Annotated in this window: 13 protein-coding genes; 6 read left to right on the forward strand and 7 right to left on the reverse strand. The window is 69.4% G+C overall.

Annotation, left to right across the window (positions count from 1 at the left end):
• Positions 1 to 2: 2 nt before the first annotated feature.
• The 4 genes from G328_RS14210 to topA all read right to left on the reverse strand — a co-directional run bounded on the left by G328_RS14210 (position 3) and on the right by topA (position 6,236).
• A complete protein-coding gene (locus G328_RS14210) occupies positions 3 to 1,604 on the reverse strand; it encodes an alpha/beta hydrolase (RefSeq protein ID WP_019618170.1) in 1,602 nt (533 codons plus the stop codon).
• Between the two features lie 74 nt (positions 1,605 to 1,678).
• Positions 1,679 to 2,833: a DNA polymerase III subunit delta' gene (locus G328_RS0104575; protein WP_019618171.1), complete on the reverse strand. Its 1,155-nt coding sequence runs from the start codon at positions 2,831 to 2,833 to the stop codon at positions 1,679 to 1,681.
• Positions 2,830 to 3,465, reverse strand: a complete 636-nt coding sequence (tmk, locus tag G328_RS0104580; RefSeq protein WP_019618172.1) for a dTMP kinase — start codon at positions 3,463 to 3,465, stop codon at positions 2,830 to 2,832. Before tmk ends, G328_RS0104575 begins: the two co-directional genes overlap by 4 nt.
• 2 nt (positions 3,466 to 3,467) lie before the next feature.
• Entirely contained in the window at positions 3,468 to 6,236 is a 2,769-nt protein-coding gene (topA, locus tag G328_RS0104585; RefSeq protein WP_019618173.1) for a type I DNA topoisomerase, read from the reverse strand.
• A gap of 208 nt (positions 6,237 to 6,444) precedes the next feature.
• Between topA and G328_RS0104590 the strand changes: the two genes are divergently transcribed.
• The 5 genes from G328_RS0104590 (at position 6,445) to G328_RS0104610 (ending at position 11,307) form a co-directional block, all read left to right on the forward strand.
• Positions 6,445 to 7,224, forward strand: coding sequence for a helix-turn-helix domain-containing protein (locus G328_RS0104590; RefSeq protein WP_019618174.1), 780 nt, complete (start codon positions 6,445 to 6,447; stop codon positions 7,222 to 7,224).
• Positions 7,225 to 7,347: 123 nt separating this feature from the next.
• Complete coding sequence (locus tag G328_RS0104595) at positions 7,348 to 8,391, forward strand: iron-siderophore ABC transporter substrate-binding protein (RefSeq protein ID WP_019618175.1); 1,044 nt, start codon at positions 7,348 to 7,350, stop codon at positions 8,389 to 8,391.
• Complete coding sequence (locus G328_RS0104600) at positions 8,388 to 9,431, forward strand: FecCD family ABC transporter permease (protein ID WP_019618176.1); 1,044 nt, start codon at positions 8,388 to 8,390, stop codon at positions 9,429 to 9,431. Before G328_RS0104595 ends, G328_RS0104600 begins: the two co-directional genes overlap by 4 nt.
• On the forward strand, positions 9,428 to 10,501 hold the full coding sequence (locus G328_RS0104605; protein WP_019618177.1) for a FecCD family ABC transporter permease: 1,074 nt from the start codon (positions 9,428 to 9,430) through the stop codon (positions 10,499 to 10,501). Before G328_RS0104600 ends, G328_RS0104605 begins: the two co-directional genes overlap by 4 nt.
• A complete protein-coding gene (locus G328_RS0104610; protein WP_019618178.1) occupies positions 10,498 to 11,307 on the forward strand; it encodes an ABC transporter ATP-binding protein in 810 nt (269 codons plus the stop codon). The genes G328_RS0104605 and G328_RS0104610 overlap by 4 nt, the downstream gene beginning before the upstream one ends.
• Here G328_RS0104610 and G328_RS0104615 read toward each other — a convergent pair.
• A complete protein-coding gene (locus G328_RS0104615) occupies positions 11,304 to 12,677 on the reverse strand; it encodes an APC family permease (protein ID WP_019618179.1) in 1,374 nt (457 codons plus the stop codon). The two genes, G328_RS0104610 and G328_RS0104615, sit on opposite strands and share 4 nt — an antisense overlap.
• The gene (locus G328_RS14215; RefSeq protein WP_019618180.1) at positions 12,674 to 14,290 is read right to left on the reverse strand and encodes an amidohydrolase; all 1,617 of its coding nucleotides are present in this window, start codon (positions 14,288 to 14,290) and stop codon (positions 12,674 to 12,676) included. Before G328_RS14215 ends, G328_RS0104615 begins: the two co-directional genes overlap by 4 nt.
• A 124-nt stretch (positions 14,291 to 14,414) precedes the next feature.
• On the opposite strand from G328_RS14215, the gene G328_RS15725 reads away from it, so the two are divergent.
• Positions 14,415 to 15,419 (forward strand): LacI family DNA-binding transcriptional regulator, encoded by a 1,005-nt coding sequence (locus tag G328_RS15725; protein WP_019618181.1) that lies wholly within the window; start codon positions 14,415 to 14,417, stop codon positions 15,417 to 15,419.
• Positions 15,420 to 15,432: 13 nt separating this feature from the next.
• On the opposite strand, the gene G328_RS15730 is transcribed toward G328_RS15725, so the two are convergent.
• A complete protein-coding gene (locus tag G328_RS15730; RefSeq protein WP_154651518.1) occupies positions 15,433 to 16,746 on the reverse strand; it encodes a hypothetical protein in 1,314 nt (437 codons plus the stop codon).
• Positions 16,747 to 16,751: the final 5 nt, after the last annotated feature.

The following is a 16,751-nucleotide window of genomic DNA, read 5'->3' on the forward strand; positions in this document are numbered from 1 at the left end:
GGCTAACAGTTGATGTCGCCCTCGGGCAGGTTGCCGGTGATGAGGTAGTCATCGACCGTGCCGATGACGCACTCGTCGCCCTCGTCGTAGGCGATGTGGCCCTCGCCCTCGTACACGAGGAGTGAGGCCGACTCGAGCTGCTCGGCCACCGCTTCGGCCCACTTCAGGGGCGTCGCGGGGTCGTTCGTGGTGGCGACGACGAGCACGGGTGCCGCGCCCTCGCCGACGACGGGCGCCTGCTCGGTGAGGCGCGACTGGAACGGCCAGTTCTCGCAGGTCACGTCGCCGAGTTCGAGCTCTTCGTCGGAGGCCTCGCCCGAGAAGAGCGTGACCTCCTGCAGCTTCTCGTTGTACTCGCGAATCTTCGCCTTGTCGGTCTCGACCGGGTAATCGAGGCAGTTGATCGCGGTGAAGGCCTCGGTCTGGTTCGACATGTACGTGCCGTCAGGGAGGCGACCGTTGTACGAGTCGGCGAGCGCGAAGAAGATCGTCGAGTCGCGCGAGGTCATCCAGCTCTCGAACGCGTTCGAGACGTACTGCCAGCTCGACTCGTCGTACATCCCGGCGACGATCGCCTGGTAGATGAGGGCCGAGGTCACGACGCGGCCGTCGGGGCCCTTCGACAGGTTCGTGTCGGCGTCGTCCATGACGTCCTGGATCTCCTCGATCGCGCCATCAACACCTCCCCGCTTGTCGAACGGGCACTGGTCGCCGGTGAGGCAGTCTTCGAGGTACGCGAGGATCGAGTCGCTGAACTTCTCTTGCTGGTCGAGCACCACATCCATCATCGGCACCGTCGGGTCGGTGGCGCCGTCGAGCACGACGCGGCCGACCTGCTCGGGGAACATGTCGATGTACTGCGCGCCGATGTCGGTGCCGTACGAGAACCCGAAGTAGTTGAGCGGGGCGCCGTCGATGACGTAGCGCAGCAGGTCGAGGTCTTGCACGGTCGAGATCGTGTCGACGTACTCGAGCAGCTCACCCGTGTTCTCGTAGCAGGCGTCACCAAACGCGATCGCCTGCTTCTTCTGGTAGTCGAGGAGCTCGGCGGTGGTCATCTCGGAGTACCCGTCGGGCACGCCGTAGAGGTAGTCGTCCATGCCCTCGTCGTCGTAGCAGTAGACGGCGCTCGAGTAGCCGACGCCGCGGGGGTCCCAGCCAACGATGTCGAAGTTCTCGCGCAGGTCTTCGCTGAACATGTACGAGCCGCTCTGCGCGACAAAGTCGACGCCGCTGCCGCCGGGTCCGCCGGGGTTCGTGAACAGCGACCCCTGCGACTCGCCGGTCGCGGGCAGGCGCACGAGCGCGAGCTCAACCGGATAGTCGGAATCCTGCGTCGGGTCGGCCCAGTTCAGCGGCGCGATGACGGTCGCGCATTCGACGGTCTCGTCTTCGGCGGCGTACTCGGGCGGGCACTCGCCCCACTCGACCTCTTGCTCGTAGAACTCCTCGGCACCGGGCGCGACGCTGTCGGGAATGTCGCCCGAGCCCTCGCCGCCCTCGGCGCCATTGCCCTGCTCGAGCTCCTCATCGGTGCCCTGCAACTCCTGAATCAGGGTGCAGCCGCTCAGCACGAGCGACGCGGTCACCGCGATTGCCCCCATGCGCAGCAGTCTCGTGCGTCGTTGCTTCGCTGGTCCTCGCATCGGCATCCTCTCGGCAGTCGCTCGGGTGGTCGCTAGCCGACGGCGTAGCCGATCAGCAATTCCTCGAGCGCAAGCTGCGGCGGCACATTCGCTGTGAGCCGTCGACGCACGAGGGCGATCGCCTCAATGCTAGCGATCGTCGATGACGCCGGTCGCCGATTCCGCACCGCCTCGAGTTCACCGCGCTGAGATTCATTCACGAGCGGCACAGGAACATCCAACTGCAGCATGAGGAGATCGCGCCAGAGTGACTGTACGTCGGTGAGAATCCGGTCGACGCCGTCGATCGTCGCGCGCTTCGCGCGGCGGTCTTGTTCGCGCTCGAGCTCGCGGAAAATGCTCTGCAGCTTGCGCGGGATGGTCTGGCCGGGTTCGAGGCCAAGGCTGCGGTAGGTCTCGTTCTTCTCGCGCTCGGCACGCTCGGCGAAGTGCGCCTCGCCGTCAGACTTCGCGAGGTCGAGCCACTGCTGCGCCTTGCGCACGGCATCCCCCGTCGTCGCGAGGCGCAGCACGCCGTCGAGCGACTCGCTGCGGCGCTGCCACGCCTCCGGCGAGGTGACAAGCCGGGAGGCCATGCCGACGTGCGACTGCGCCTCGGTCGCGGCGCGCACCGCGGTCTCGTGGTCGACGCCGTGGCGGCGCTCGAGCAGCGTCGCGACGTCATCGACCGCGGGGGTCGTGAGCGGCACGACGCGCACGCGGGAACGGATGGTCGGCAACAGGTCGGCCTCGCTCGGCGCGCAGAGCACCCAGACGGTACTCTCGACCGGCTCCTCGATCGCCTTGAGCAGCGTGTTCGACGTGCGCTCGACCATGCGGTCGGCGTCCTCGACGACGATGACGCGGTAGTCGGAGCCCGACGGCGAGGTCGCCGCGCGGGTGACGAGCTCACGCGCGGTCTTGATGTCGATCGAGACGGTCTCGGTGGCGACCGGGGTGAGGTCGGCGTGACTGCGCGCCCTCACCTGTCGGCAGCTCGGGCACTCGCCGCACCCGTCGTATGGGCACAGCAGCGCCGCCGCGAACGCGTACGCGATCGTCGAGCGACCCGACCCCGCGGGGCCCGTGACGAGCCACGAGTTCGTGAAGGCCGCCGCATCCTCGCTGCCGCGGCGGGCGCCCTGCACCGCACGCTGGAACGTCGCCACCGCGCGCGGCTGCCCGACGACCTCGTGCCACACGCTCATGCGGCGAGCCGTTCGAGCCGGGCCCGCACCTCGGCGCGAATGTCTTCGCGCACAACGCGCTCGGGCCGGTCGACGTCGACGACGCAGAACCGCTCGGGCTCCGCGGCCGCGAGCTGCAGAAACTCGTCGCGCACGGTGCGGTGAAAGTCGTCGCCGAGCGACTCGAGCCGGTCGAGCCCGGCGCGACTCGCGCGCATCCGCTGCTTCGCCACCTCGGGCGGCAGGTCGAGCAGCAGCGTGAGGTCGGGAACGAGCCCCTCGGTCGCCCAGAGCGAGAGGTCGCGGATCGTGTCGGCGCCGAGGCCACGGCCGAACCCCTGGTACACGACCGACGAGTCGTAGTAGCGGTCTTGCACGACGACCGCGCCCCGCTCGAGCGCGGGCCGCACGAGCGAACGGATGTGGTGGGCTCGGTCGGCCGCAAAGATCAGCGCCTCGGCGCGGTCGGAGAGGTCGTCGGGGCCGTGCAGCACGATGTCCCGCAGCTGCTGACCGAGCTCGGTGCCGCCGGGCTCGCGGGTCTGCACGACCTCGCGACCCTCGGCGCGCAACCACTCGACGAGCTGCCGCGCGTGCGACGACTTGCCGGCGCCATCCCCGCCCTCGAAGGTGATGAACAGCCCCCGCGGCACGACTACTCGCTCGCCTCGGAACTCGCGGCGGGCTTCTTCGTCGTGGTGCGCTTCGCCGCGGGCTTCTTCGCGGCAGGCTTCTTGGCCGCAGGCTTCTTCGCGGTGGCCTTCTTCGCCGCCGGCTTCTTGGCGGTCGACGTGCGCTTCTTCGCCGGGCCCTTCGCGCGCTTCTCGGCGATCATCTCGACCGCGCGCGCGAACGTGATCGTCGCGGCATCCTGCCCGCGCGGCACCGTGACGTTCGTCTCGCCGTCGGTGACGTAGGGGCCGAAGCGGCCGTCCTTCACCTTCACGACCTTGCCCGAAACCGGGTCGGGCTCCGCGAAGTCGAGAATGACCGTCTTCGACTGCCGGTTCGCGTACTTCGGCTGCGCGAACAGCTCCTGCGCGCCCGCGAGATCGATCGAGAAGATCGAGTCTTCGTCGGGCAGCGACCGGGTGTCGGTGCCCTTCTTCAGGTAGGCGCCGTAGCGGCCGTTCTGCGCGGTGATCTCGGTGCCGCTCTCCTCGTCGACGCCAACGACGCGCGGCAGGCTGAGCAGCTGCAGCGCCTGCTCGAACGTCACCGTGTCGGGCGACATCGACTTGAACAGCGAGGCGGTGCGCGGCTTCGGGGCCGCCTTCTTGCGCTTCGCGCCCTCGGGCTGCTCGGGCTCGGGGATGACCTCCGACACGTAGGGGCCGAAGCGGCCATCCTTCACGACAATGTCGTGGCCCGACTCGGGGTCTTGGCCGAGCACGCGGTCGCCCGCGACCGGGGCGTCGATGAGCTCCTGCACCTTCTCGGCGGTGAGCTCGTCGGGTGCGAGGTCTTCGGGCACGTTGATGCGGCGCGGGTCGGCGTCGTCGGGCTGCTCAACCTCGATGTATGGGCCGTAGCGGCCGATGCGCAGGGTCGCGGTGTCGGAGAGCTTCGTCGAGTTGATCGCGCGCGCGTCGATCTCGCCGAGGTTGTCGACGACGCCGCGCAGGCCCTGGTGCTCGTCGTGGCCGAAGTAGAAACCGTTGAGCCAGGCGACGCGGTCTTGCTCGCCCGAGGCGATCGCGTCGAGGTCGGATTCCATCTGCGCCGTGAAGTCGTACTCGACGAGGTCGCCGAAGTGGTCTTCGAGCAAGCGCACGACGCTGAACGCGGTCCAGCTCGGCACGAGCGCGTTGCCGCGACGGTTCACGTAGCCGCGGTCTTGGATCGTCGCGATGATCGACGCGTAGGTCGAGGGGCGGCCGATGCCGAGCTCGTCGAGCACCTTCACGAGGCTCGCCTCGGTGTAGCGCGGCGGCGGCGTGGTCTCGTGCGACTTCGCCTCGGCGCCGTCGACATTCACCGACTCGCCCTTCGAAAGCTCGGGCAGCTTCGCCGCGCCGTCGCTCGAGTCCTGCGAGTTGCGCTGCTCGTCGCGGCCCTCCTCGTAGGCGGCGAGGAACCCGCGGAACGTGATGACGGTGCCCGACACCTGGTACTCGGTGGTGAGCTTCGTCAGCGTTCCGGCCGCGTCGGGCAGCTCGTGCGCCGCACCCGCGAACGTCACCGTCTGGGTCTGGCCCTTCGCATCCGCCATCTGGCTCGCGACCGTGCGCTTCCAGATGAGGTCGTAGAGCTTGCGCTCGGTGTCGCTCACGCCGGTGAGGTCGCGCGGGCGCTGGAACTCGCTGCCGGCGGGGCGGATCGCCTCGTGCGCCTCCTGCGCGTTTTTCTGCTTCGAGCCGTAGAAGCGGGGCTTCTCGGGCACCGTCTCGGCGCCGTAGAGCTCGCGCGCCTGGCTGCGGGCGGCGCTGAGCGCCTGCGCCGAGAGGTTCGACGAGTCGGTACGCATATAGGTGATGTGCCCGTTTTCGTAGAGCGACTGCGCGACCGACATGGTCTGGCGGGCCGAGAACCCGAGCTTGCGGGAGGCCTCCTGCTGCAGCGTCGAGGTCGTGAACGGGGCGGCGGGTCGGCGCGTGTACGGCTTCGACTCGATGTTCGCGACGGTCACGGCGATGTCGCCGGCCGCGAGCGCTTCGGCGAGTGCCGTCGCGGTGGGCTCGGTGAGGATCGTCGCCTCGCCGGTCAGCTTGCCGTGGTCGTCGAAGTCGCGGCCGGTCGCGACGCGGTCGCCGTCGATGCGGGTGAGTCGCACGCCGAACGCCTGCCCGGTCGCCGAGAGGTCGGCCTGCACGCCCCAGTAGTTAGCCGCGACGAACGCGAGACGCTCACGCTCACGGTCGACGATGAGACGGGTCGCGGCCGACTGCACGCGGCCAGCGCTCAGGCCCGGGCCAACCTTGCGCCAGAGCACCGGCGAGATTTCATAGCCGTACAGGCGGTCGAGGATGCGCCGGGTCTCCTGCGCGTCCACGAGGTGGTCGTCGATGTCGCGCGTCTTGTCGCGCGCGGCCTCGATCGCCTCCTGCGTGATCTCGTGGAACACCATGCGCTTGACCGGCACCTTCGGCTTCAGCACCTCGAGCAGGTGCCACGCAATCGCCTCACCCTCGCGGTCTTCATCGGTTGCGAGAATGAGTTCGTCGGAGTCCTTGAGGGCCCGCTTCAGCTCGGTCACCGTCTTCTTCTTCGCGTCGCTGACGACGTAGTACGGCTCGAAGCCGTTCTCGACGTCGACCGAGAACTTGCCGAGCGAACCCTTCTTCTGCTCGGCCGGAAGGTTTTTCGGCTCGATGAGGTCGCGGATATGGCCGACGGAGGCCATCACCGTGTAGTCGTCGCCAAGGTACTTCGAGATGCTCTTGACCTTGGTGGGCGACTCGACGATAACGAGCTTGTGAGACACGATGTGCTTTCTGTAGCGGGGGGTGGATACGTACGGCTGCGCCGCGAGGCGGCACGCCTGGGGACAACGTGCCACGATGCGCACACTAGCGCAAGCCAACCTGTACGCGATTTGCGGGCACACAGCCCGGGCCATGAGGCCGGAGCGTTTCCGCCTATCCCTTTTATTATGGTCGCGCTGCGTTCGACCACACGACTAGCAAGGAAATATGCCCCGACTTCGCGACACTGAGACGCGCATCCTGCCCGCCTACGCGGCCGGGAGCGTCGAGGTGCCGTACGTCATTCACGGCATGATGGAGCACGTCGAGCGCGACGTCGAGTGGCCGGCGCACTCGCACCCGACGCACGAGCTGCTGTGGAACGAGCGCGGCGCCTCGACCGTGACGATCGGGGCGCGGGTGTGGACGATCGGCCGGTCGATCGGGGTGTGGATGCCCGCAGGCGTGCTGCACTCGGGCTTCGCTCCGGCGGGCACCTGGTATCGCACAGCACAGTTCGACGTGCGGGTCGCCCCGGCGCTCGCCGATGAGCCGGTCGGCGTCGAGGTGAGCCCGCTGCTGCGGCTGCTGCTCGACCGCCTCGACGACCGGGAACTGGGCGACGAGTCGCGCGCGCTCACCGAAGACCTCGTGATCGACGTGCTGAAGCCGGCGGCCGGCGCGCTCGTCGTGCAGCGGCCGACCGACGCGCGGTTGCAGCCAATCGCCGGTGCGCTCATGGCCGACCCGGGCGATCCGCGCACGCTTGCCGAATGGGCCGAGACGCTCGGGCGCAGCACCCGCACGATCACGCGTGCGTTCGCCGACGACACGGGGCTCGGGTTCTCGCAGTGGCAGGCCGCGGTGCGGATGCAGCGCGCGATCATGCTCATCGGCTCGGGGCTGCGGGTCGACGATGTCGCCGAGCGGGTCGGCTACGCCTCGGCGAGCGCGTTCGGGGCCGCGTTCCGCCGCACGACGGGGCTGTCGCCCTCGGCGTTCCGCTGAGCGCGATGTGTCCAATTCACGATAGAGGCCGTCTCTTTCGCGCGATTGCGTCGATTCAGCGGGCATTCTAAATTCTTTTAGGTAAGCCTCACTTAACCCCTGAAAGATCTGGAGCCCCTCCCCATGCGTCTTCGTCGCGCTCTTTCGGCCATTGTGGCCGGAGCCCTCGCGGTCAGCCTCTCGGCCTGCGCCGCCATCACCGATTCCGAGGGGCCCGCCGCCTCGTCGTCGACGGGGGCCGTCGCTGCCTCCGACCAGTTCCCCCTCGAGATCGAGCACGCGTTCGGCACGACGACCCTCGAAGAGGCGCCCGAGCGCGTCGCGACCGTGAACTGGGCCAACCACGAGGTGCCGCTCGCCCTCGGGGTTGTGCCGGTCGGCATGTCGGCCGCGAACTTCGGCGACGACGACGGCGACGGCCTGCTCCCCTGGGTATCGGAGCGCCTCGAGGAGCTCGGCGCCGAGACGCCCGTGCTCTTCGACGAGACCGACGGCATCGACTTCGAGGCCGTCGCGAACACCGAGCCCGACGTGATTCTCGCGGCCTACTCGGGCCTGACGCAGGAGGACTACGACACCCTCACCGAGATCGCGCCGGTCGTCGCGTATCCCGAGGCCGCCTGGGCCACCTCGTGGCGCGACGTGATCCGCTACAACGCGATGGGCATGGGAATGACCGCCGAGGGCGACGCCCTCATCGCCGACCTCGAGCAGCAGATCGCCGACAGCGTCGCCGAGTACCCCGAGCTCGAGGGCACGTCGACGATGTTCATGACGCACGTCGACACGACCGACCTCAGCACCGTGAACTTCTACACCGCGAACGACACCCGCGCCGCGTTCTTCGACGACCTCGGGCTCACGACCCCGGCCGCGGTTGAAGAGGCCGCCGCCTCGGGCGAATTCTCTGGCAGCGTGAGCGCGGAGCAGGTCGACATGTTCGACGACGTCGAGCTCATCGTCACGTACGGTGACCAGGAGCTCGTCGACACGCTCAAGGCCGATCCGGTGCTCTCGCAGATGCCGGCCGTCGCGAACGACGCCATCGTGTTCCTCGACGGCTCGGGCCCGATGGGCACCGCCGCGAACCCGACGCCCCTGTCGATCTCGTGGGTGCTCGACGACTACGTTGGCGAACTCGCCGACGCCGTGGGCGCCGCGAATTGACGCAGGTCGTCACCGCACCCGAGTCGGGCGTCGCCATTGTGCGGCGCCCGACTCGGTCGCGCCTGGTGTGGCTCGCGATGGCGCTCGTCGTGGTCGCGGGGCTCGCGTTCGCGTCGATCTCGATCGGCTCGCGCGTCGTGAGCTGGGACGAGATCGTGGGCGCCCTCGCTGGCAACCAGGATGGGCTCGGCCAGGGCGCGGTGACGAAGCGCATCTGGCGCACCGCGCTCGCGCTGCTACTCGGCGCGGCGCTCGGCGTCTCGGGCGCCGTCATGCAGGGCGTCACCCGCAACCCGCTCGCCGACCCCGGCATCCTCGGGGTCAACATGGGCGCCTCGCTCGCGGTCGTCACGGGCATCGCCTGGTTCGGGCTCTGGAGCTTCTCGAGCTTCATCTGGACCGCGATTCTCGGCGCCGCGCTCACCGCCGTCTTCGTCTACGTCGTCGGTTCGCTCGGCCGCGACGGCGCGACCCCGCTGAAGCTCGCGCTCGCGGGCGCCGCGACCTCCGCCGCCGCGGCGTCGTTCATCAGCGCCGTCGTGCTGCCCCGCGGTGACATCGCGGGCAGCGTGCGCTCCTGGCAGATCGGCGGCGTCGGCGGCGCGACGATCGAGGCGATCACGACCGTGCTGCCATTCCTCGCCGTCGGCGCGCTCATCTGCTTCGGCTGCGCCCGCGCCCTCAACTCACTCGCGCTCGGCGACGAGCTCGCCGCCGGCCTCGGCGAGCGGGTTGCGTACGTGCGCGCCCTCGCCTCGCTCGGCGCGGTGCTGCTCTGCGGCGCGGCAACCGCGGTCGCCGGCCCCATCGCCTTCGTTGGGCTCGTGATTCCGCACCTCTGCCGCCTGCTCGTCGGCGTCGACCACCGCTGGCTGCTCCCGTTCTCGGCGCTCACCGGCGCGGCGCTGCTCACCGTCTCCGACATCGTCGGCCGCATCATCGCCCGCCCCGAAGAGATCGACGTCGGCATCATCACGGCGCTCGTCGGAGCCCCGTTCTTCATCTACATCGTTCGTCGGCAGAAGGTGCGCGAGCTATGACGATCAGCACTGCAACCCCGACCGCCACGAAGCCCCGCGCATCCGACTCGACGCGCCTCGTGCGCGGTCTGCGCCTGCGCCGCGGCCGCCGTCGCCGCGCGATTCTGCTCGCGCTCGCGATCGTCATCGTCGCCGTGTTCGTCGCGACGCTCATGTTCGGCAAGACGATCTACTCGCCCGGCGAGGTGCTCGGCGTCGTGTTCGGGCAGGATGTTCCAGGCGCGTCGTTCACGGTGGGCCGGTTGCGGCTCCCCCGCGCCGTGCTCGCACTCGTCGCCGGGTTCTGCTTCGGCCTCGGCGGCGTCACGTTCCAGACGATGCTGCGCAACCCCCTCGCGAGCCCCGACATCATCGGCATCAGCTCGGGCGCGAGCGCCGCGGCGGCCTTCGCGATCGTGATCCTCGGCCTCGGTGGCGCGCAGGTGTCGGTGTTCGCGATCGCGACCGGGCTCGCGGTCGCGCTGCTCATCTACGCGCTGTCGTTCCGCGGCAGCGTGCACCGCACGCGGCTCATTCTCATCGGCATCGGCATCGCGGCGATGCTCGACTCGGTGACGTCGTACGTGCTGAAGAAGGCACCGCAGTGGGAACTGCAGGAGGCGATGCGCTGGCTCACCGGCAGCCTCAACGGCGTGCGCTGGAGCGAGGTCGTGCCGGTCATCATCTTGCTCTGCATCGCGGGCCCGCTCTTGCTCGCGACCGCGCGGCACCTGTCGATTCTGCAGCTCGGCGACGACACGGCGGCGGCCCTCGGCGTGCGCACGGAGCGCACGCGCATCCTGCTCATCGTTAGCGCCGTCGGCCTCATCGCCTTCGCCACCGCGGCGGCGGGGCCGATCGCGTTCGTCGCGTTCCTGTCGGGGCCGATCGCGGCGCGCATCGTCGGGCCGCACGGCTCACCGCTCGTGCCGGCGGCGTTCATCGGCGCGCTGCTCGTGCTCGTCGCCGACTTCGTCGGGCAGTTCGCGTTCGACACGCGCTTCCCCGTCGGCGTCATCACGGGTGCGCTCGGCGCCCCGTATCTCGTGTACCTCATCATTCGTTCGAACCGCACCGGAGGGTCGCTGTGACCGCATCCCACCAGCTCTCAGCCCGCGAACTGTCGCTCGGCTACCGCGAGCGCACCGTCATCGACTCGCTCAGCCTCGAGATCGCGCCCGGGCAGGTGACCGCGATCGTGGGCGCGAACGCGTGCGGCAAGTCGACGCTGCTGCGGTCGATGTCGCGCCTGCTCGCGCCGCAGTCGGGCGAAGTGGTGCTCGACGGCAAGCAGATTCACCGGATGGGCGCGAAGGAGCTCGCGCGCACGCTCGGCTTGCTGCCGCAGTCGCCGATCGCGCCCGAGGGCATCACGGTGTCGGACCTCGTGAGCCGCGGCCGCAACCCGCACCAGCGGATGTTCACGCGGTGGACCCGCGACGACGACGAGGCGGTCGCCGCGGCGCTCGAGGCGACCCAGACGCTCGAGCTCGCCGACCGGGCGATCGACGAGCTGTCGGGCGGGCAGCGCCAGCGCGTGTGGATCGCGATGGCGCTCGCGCAGCAGACCGACCTGCTGCTGCTCGACGAGCCGACAACGTTCCTCGACGTCGCCCACCAGGTCGAGGTGCTCGACCTGCTCACCGACCTGAATCGCGACCGCGGCACGACGGTCGTGATGGTGCTGCACGACCTCAACCTCGCGGCGCGTTACGCCGACCGGCTCGTCGCGATCGCGAACGGCGGCGTGCACTCGAGCGGCACGGCCGAGGAGGTGCTCACGGTCGACACGGTGCGCGAGGTGTTCGGGCTCGAGAGCCAGGTGATCATCGACCCGACCTCGAACCGGCCGCTCATGCTGCCGCTCGGGCGGCATCACGCGGTCGCGACGGCCTAGCTCGCGTCACGCTCCAGCTCGGCCCGCTCCCGCTCGTCGAGGCGCATGATCGCCTTCGTGTCGATGCTCGATTCCGGGATCTTTCGGAACCCCTTCGAGATCACCGCGAGGTAGATGACACCGATCGCCACCCAGACGAGGCCGACCGTGAGCGCCTCGGCACTCAGCGAGAACCACAGCCACATGGTGAGCGCGAAGCCGATCACCGGGAGCACACCGTACCGCACGATCGCGCCGGCGCTGCGCTCCTTCGCGTCGATGAGGAAGAACTTGATCACGGCGAGGTTCACCATCGAGAAGGCGGCGAGCGCGCCGAAACTCACGACCGAGATCACCGTGTCGAGGGGCAACACGAGCGCGAGTAGCGAGACGACCGCGACGACGAGAATCGCGTTGCTCGGGGTCTGGAAGCGCGCGTTGACCTTGCCGAACAGCGCCTGCGGGAGCATCCGGTCACGCCCCATCGAGTAGAGCACGCGCGAGGTCGAGGCCTGCGAGCTCAGCGCGCTCGCGACGCAGCCGACGATGTACGCGGCGAGGAAGAACGCCTGCAGGGCCGAGCCGCCTACGACTCCGAACAGCTCGTTCGGCGCGGTGTCGAGGTTCTCGAAGGTGGAGTGATCGGGCCACACGAGGTAGCCGACGAGCGAGACCACGACGAACATGACGCCGCCGACCACGACGGTGAGCAGCACCGCGCGGGGCACCGTGCGGCGCGCGTCCTTCGCCTCCTCGGCGAGCGTCGAGACGGCGTCGAAGCCGAGGAACGACAGCGCGAGAATCGCCGACCCCGCGACCACCGCCGAGAAGTCGGGTGCGAACGCGAAGGGCGCCGCCGCATCGGCCTCGGGCGTGAACTTGCCGACCGCGAGCACGACGAAGAAGACGAGGAACAGCACCTGGAACGCGACGAGCAGCACGTTAATGTTGCGCACGACCTCGATGCCGATGGCGTTGAGCACCGTGACGAGGACGATCGCGAGCACGATGACGAGCCACACCGGGATGCCCGGGAACTGGCTGTTCACGTAGAGCCCGACGAGCATGTAGTTCAGCATCGGCAGCAGCATGTAGTCGACCATGAGGCCCCAGCCGGTGACGAAGCCCACGCCGCGGCCGAACGCCTGGCGCGCGTATCCGTATGCGCTGCCCGCGGTCGGGAGGCGGCGCACAATGCTCGCGTAGCTCAGCGCCGTGAAGAGCATCGCGATGGTCGTGACGATGTAGGCGAGCGGCAGGCGGCCGCCGGTGATGTCGCTGACCACGCCGTAGGTGCTGAAGATCGTGAGCGGCACCATGTAGGCGATGCCGAACATGAGCAGGGTCGGGGTACCCATCGCTCGCTTGAGCTGGGGCTGGTTCGTGGTCATGCCGTGGTGCCTTTCGAAGCTGCGGGCTGCGCCACCACGACGCCGTCGAGCGTGGTGGCGAGAATGGGGATGTCGGCCACGTCGTGCGGTGACGCGGTGATCGGGTCGGCGGCCCAGATGGTGAAGTCGGCGGGCTCCCCCGGCTGCAGGCTGCTGCCGGTTTCGCCGATGGAGGCGCCGCCCGCGCTCGTGTAGCCCGCGAGGATCTGCTCGGGCGTGAGCGCCTGCGCGGGCCCGATTGGCGGTGTGTCGTGGTCGTGCGGATGCCGGAGCTGCGCGTCGGCGAAGGTGATGCGCGGGTCGTAGGGCGCGACCGGCCAGTCGCTCGCGAGCGCCTGCACGATGCCGGCCGCGGCGAAGTCGCCGGTGCGGAATCCGTGCTGGTTGCGCGGCTCGCCGAGTCGCTGCGACCAGCTGTCTTGCTGCTCGGGATGCACGAATAGGGTGCAATGGGTCGGCTGCACGCACACCGCGATGTCATTGGCCGCGAGCGTCGCGATGGTTTCGTCGTCGGCGAGCTCGAGGTGCTCGATGCGGTGCTGCACGCCGGTCTTCGGGAGCGCCGCGAGGGTGTCGGCGACAAAGCGCACGCCGCGGTCACCGATCGCGTGCGTCAGGGTCGGCACGCCGAGCGAGTGCAGCAGCCGGATGCGCGCCGCGTACGTGTTCGGGTCGTGCCAGAAGCCGGCGCGGCCCTCGCCCTCGGTGTCGGGTTCGTGGAGCCAGGCGGTGCCGTTGTCGATCGTGCCGTCGATGAACAGTTTGACGCCCTCGAACCGCCAGCGGCGGCCGCGTTTGCCGAGGCCGGCGACGAGTTCACGCACCTGCTGCTCGGTGAGGTCGGGCGTGCACCAGGGCGAGATGCGCAGGCGGAGCGGCAGGTCGCCGCGCCGCTCGAGTTCGTCGAGCACCTCGGGCACGGCGTCGCCGCCCTGTGCGTCGGCGACGACGAGCGCGGTCAGCCCGGTGGCCGCCATGTCGTGGAAGAGCTCGTGGAGTCGGTCGGCCCGGGTCGCGAGCGGCTCCTGCGGCACGCGGTCGGCGATTTCCTGCATTGCGGCGAACTCGAGGGCGTGGCCCGTCAGCTCGCCGTTCGCGTTCGCGGTGAATCCCCCGCCGTCGACGGTTCGGTGGGGCGCCGTCACCCCGACCTCGCGCAGGGCTGCGGCGGAAAGGAGCGCCGAGTGCGCGTCAAACAGCATGAGGTAGACGGGCCGGTCGGCGCCGACCGCCTCGTGGATGGCCGTGTTGTCGACCGGGCCCTCGAGCGCGTTCGGTGCGAGCCCCCACCCGAAGAGCCACTCCCCCTCGGGATGTTCGGACGCGCCCTGCCGCAGGGCCTGGATCACCCCGGCCCGGGTCTCGATGCCGCTCAGGTCGACCCCGCGCGCCATCGAGAGGCCCCAGATGGGGTGCGCGTGGCCGTCAATCAGGCCCGCGGTGATCGTGGCGTCGGGGAACTCTCGCACCTCGGCGTCGGGATGCGCGGCGCGCAGCTCATCCCAGGCACCGACCGCGGCGATTCGCCCGCGCTCGACCGCGACGGTGTTGCCGAGCACCTCGGCTGCGGAGCGCACGGCTCGCGCGCGAAACAGGGTGATGTCGGTCGTCATGCAGGCGTCCCTCCGTTGGGTTCCGACGTGCTGGTCACTGTCGCATCCGCGACAATGCTGAAACGTTTCGACATCTTTTCACGCGGCGCGCCCGTGACGCAAGCATCGCCGTAGGATCGACGGCATGGCGGTCGACAGGGTCACGATTCCTCAGCTCGCGCGGGAGCTCGGGGTGAGCGTCGGCACGGTGTCGAGCGCGCTCAACGGTACGGGCCGGGTGGCGCCCGCGACGCGGCAGTTGGTGCTCGACCACGCGGCCGCCCGCGGCTACCGCAAGAATTCGGCCGCACGCAGCCTGAAGCTCGGCGCGACGCAGGCGATCGAGCTGCATTTGCCGCGCAATGCCCGGCATCTCTCGTTCTATGTCGACTTCGCGTTCGGGGTGGTCGACGCCGCCGACGCGGCGGGGTTGGATGTGTTGCTCACGACCGCCGATCGCCCGCGGTCGGGCGGGGTGTTGACGGCCGATGGCGCGGTGTTCATCGACTGTGAGGAGCATTCGGAGCGCCTGCGGGAGCTGGTCGCGGCGGGGGTTCCGGTGGTGGCGGCCGACGGGGCGCCGGTGCCCGGGCCGAAGCCGAACCTCTCGATCGAGATCGACTATGACGACGTCATGGGGCAGTTGTTGCGCTCGGCGGTCTCGTCTGGCGCGCGCCGCCCGATGCTCGTCGCGCCCGACCTCTCGTTGGCGTCGTCGTGGCGCGATCGCATTACGGCCGCGTTCACGCGGTGGTGCGACACGCTGGGCGTTCCGGCGCACGTGCGCAGGTTTCCGGTGAACGGCCCGGATACGGACATCGTCGCGCTCGCGCGAACCGAGCTCGAGCGCCCGGACGCCCCCGACGCGATGATTTTTGCCGGGCAGCGGCTCGCGGCCGTGTGCTCGTCGGCCCTGCAGCTGGGCTTTTCGGACTCTGCGGTGCCGTGGATCGCCTCGTGCGCGGGCGACCCGCTGAGCGAGGTGGCCGCGCCGCAGATTTCGGCGCTGGATACGCAGCCGCACGAGTTCGGGCGGCGGTCGGGGGCGGCGCTCGCGACGCTCATTTCGTCGCCGGAGTCGCCGCCCCCGGCCTTCGAGGTGTGGCCGACGCGTATCGTGTGGGCGGAGCACTGGGCCCTCGGCGACTGAGGGCCCCGGTCGACTACCCGATGACCTCGACCGAGTAGGCGAACACGGTGACCGCGGTCGCCGAGCCGCCGATGGCCGTGTCGTACGTCGCGGTTCCCTGCACTTCGACCAACAGCTTGACGGTGTCACCGGCGATCACCGATGACAGGAGTTCGTCGTCGGCGGCGAACACGATCGTGTTGATGTTGTAGTCGTACCAGCGACCGAGCTGTTCGCCCGAGGTGTCCGCGCGAATGCTGTAGGAGCCCGTGGCAATGTCGGCCTGCGTCACGTAGCCGTACAGCACATACTTCTCGCCCGAGTGGCTGTCGGCGTCGCGGGAAAGCAGTTGCCAGTCGCGGTCGGAGATCGCGGCGTAGTTGGCGGGGTCGGTCTTCGCCTTCTCAGCTTCGGCCGCGGCCCAAGCGTCGTTGCTGGATTCGACGCTGCTCGACGCGCTCTCGACGTCGCCGACAACCGTTTCGAGGCTGGCCAACGCGGCCTCGTAGCCGTCGGCATCTGCGTGATCGGATTCGAGCCCCAGCTCCCATTCGAGGTCGTCGATCGCGTCGGCGAGTTGGGTGCGCGTCGCGTCGTCGTCGACCTGGCCCGATGTCTCGTCGAGGAGGTCCTGCGCGTCGGCGAGCACGTCCTCGGCGTGTGTCACGTAGTCGCCGAAGTCCTCCTTCGCCTGCAGCGCCTCGCCCAGGTCGCCGGAGAGCGCGTGCACGCCCTCTCGCGCCTCGGCGAGTTCGTCGGCCTGCTCCCAAACCGTGAATGAGAACGCGTGGGGCTCGCCCCTGTCGAGCAGCGCCTCCGCGTCGTCGATGCCGGTCTCAATGTCGGCGACGAGGCTCGCTTCGTACCCCTCGGGCACGTCAGTGATCAGTGATTCTGCGTTGGCGATCGCGCGGTCGAGCTTGGTGACCTGCTCGCGGTAGTCGGCCAGGTGCTGCTGGTTCAGCACGGGCGGCAAGATCGCCGCGGCGGCGACCACGACGACCAATGCCCCAATCGTCACGCCGAGCGGCAACTTGCGGGAACGCTGCTTGCGCTTGGGCGCCTTGCCGCTCGGCGCCGGAGCAGTCGTGCTGGTGCGCACGTCGAGTGCGGGCCCCGCTGCGGGCTGACCGTACTGGGGGTTGAGCTGCGGCGAAGCGGGCTGGTGCGGCAAGGGCGGCAGCGGCGGCATCTGGTTGTTGGATAACGGAACGCGGTCGCTGGGGCCGGGTGCGCCATCGGTCATCGTGGTGTGTGTCTTTCTCGGAAGGCAGCCCAGTGGCCCGGCTGCGAGGCCGCATGAGTGTGATTTCTCATGCACTTGCAATCTATCCCGAGCCTGCGACATGGATT

The sequence above is a fragment of the [Zimmermannella] faecalis ATCC 13722 genome, assembly GCF_000381765.1.
GTDB lineage: Bacteria > Actinomycetota > Actinomycetes > Actinomycetales > Microbacteriaceae > Gulosibacter > Gulosibacter faecalis.

Bases quoted from the DNA above. Each gene is read 5' to 3' on its own strand.
- G328_RS14210 (WP_019618170.1), bottom strand. From the start codon at position 1,604: ATGGGGGCAATCGCGGTGACCGCGTCGCTCGTGCTGAGCGGCTGCACC.
- G328_RS0104575 (WP_019618171.1), bottom strand. From the start codon at position 2,833: ATGAGCGTGTGGCACGAGGTCGTCGGGCAGCCGCGCGCGGTGGCGACG.
- G328_RS0104590 (WP_019618174.1), top strand. From the start codon at position 6,445: ATGCCCCGACTTCGCGACACTGAGACGCGCATCCTGCCCGCCTACGCG.
- G328_RS0104595 (WP_019618175.1), top strand. From the start codon at position 7,348: ATGCGTCTTCGTCGCGCTCTTTCGGCCATTGTGGCCGGAGCCCTCGCG.
- G328_RS0104605 (WP_019618177.1), top strand. From the start codon at position 9,428: ATGACGATCAGCACTGCAACCCCGACCGCCACGAAGCCCCGCGCATCC.
- G328_RS0104615 (WP_019618179.1), bottom strand. From the start codon at position 12,677: ATGACCACGAACCAGCCCCAGCTCAAGCGAGCGATGGGTACCCCGACC.
- G328_RS14215 (WP_019618180.1), bottom strand. From the start codon at position 14,290: ATGACGACCGACATCACCCTGTTTCGCGCGCGAGCCGTGCGCTCCGCA.
- G328_RS15725 (WP_019618181.1), top strand. From the start codon at position 14,415: ATGGCGGTCGACAGGGTCACGATTCCTCAGCTCGCGCGGGAGCTCGGG.
- G328_RS15730 (WP_154651518.1), bottom strand. From the start codon at position 16,746: ATGTCGCAGGCTCGGGATAGATTGCAAGTGCATGAGAAATCACACTCA.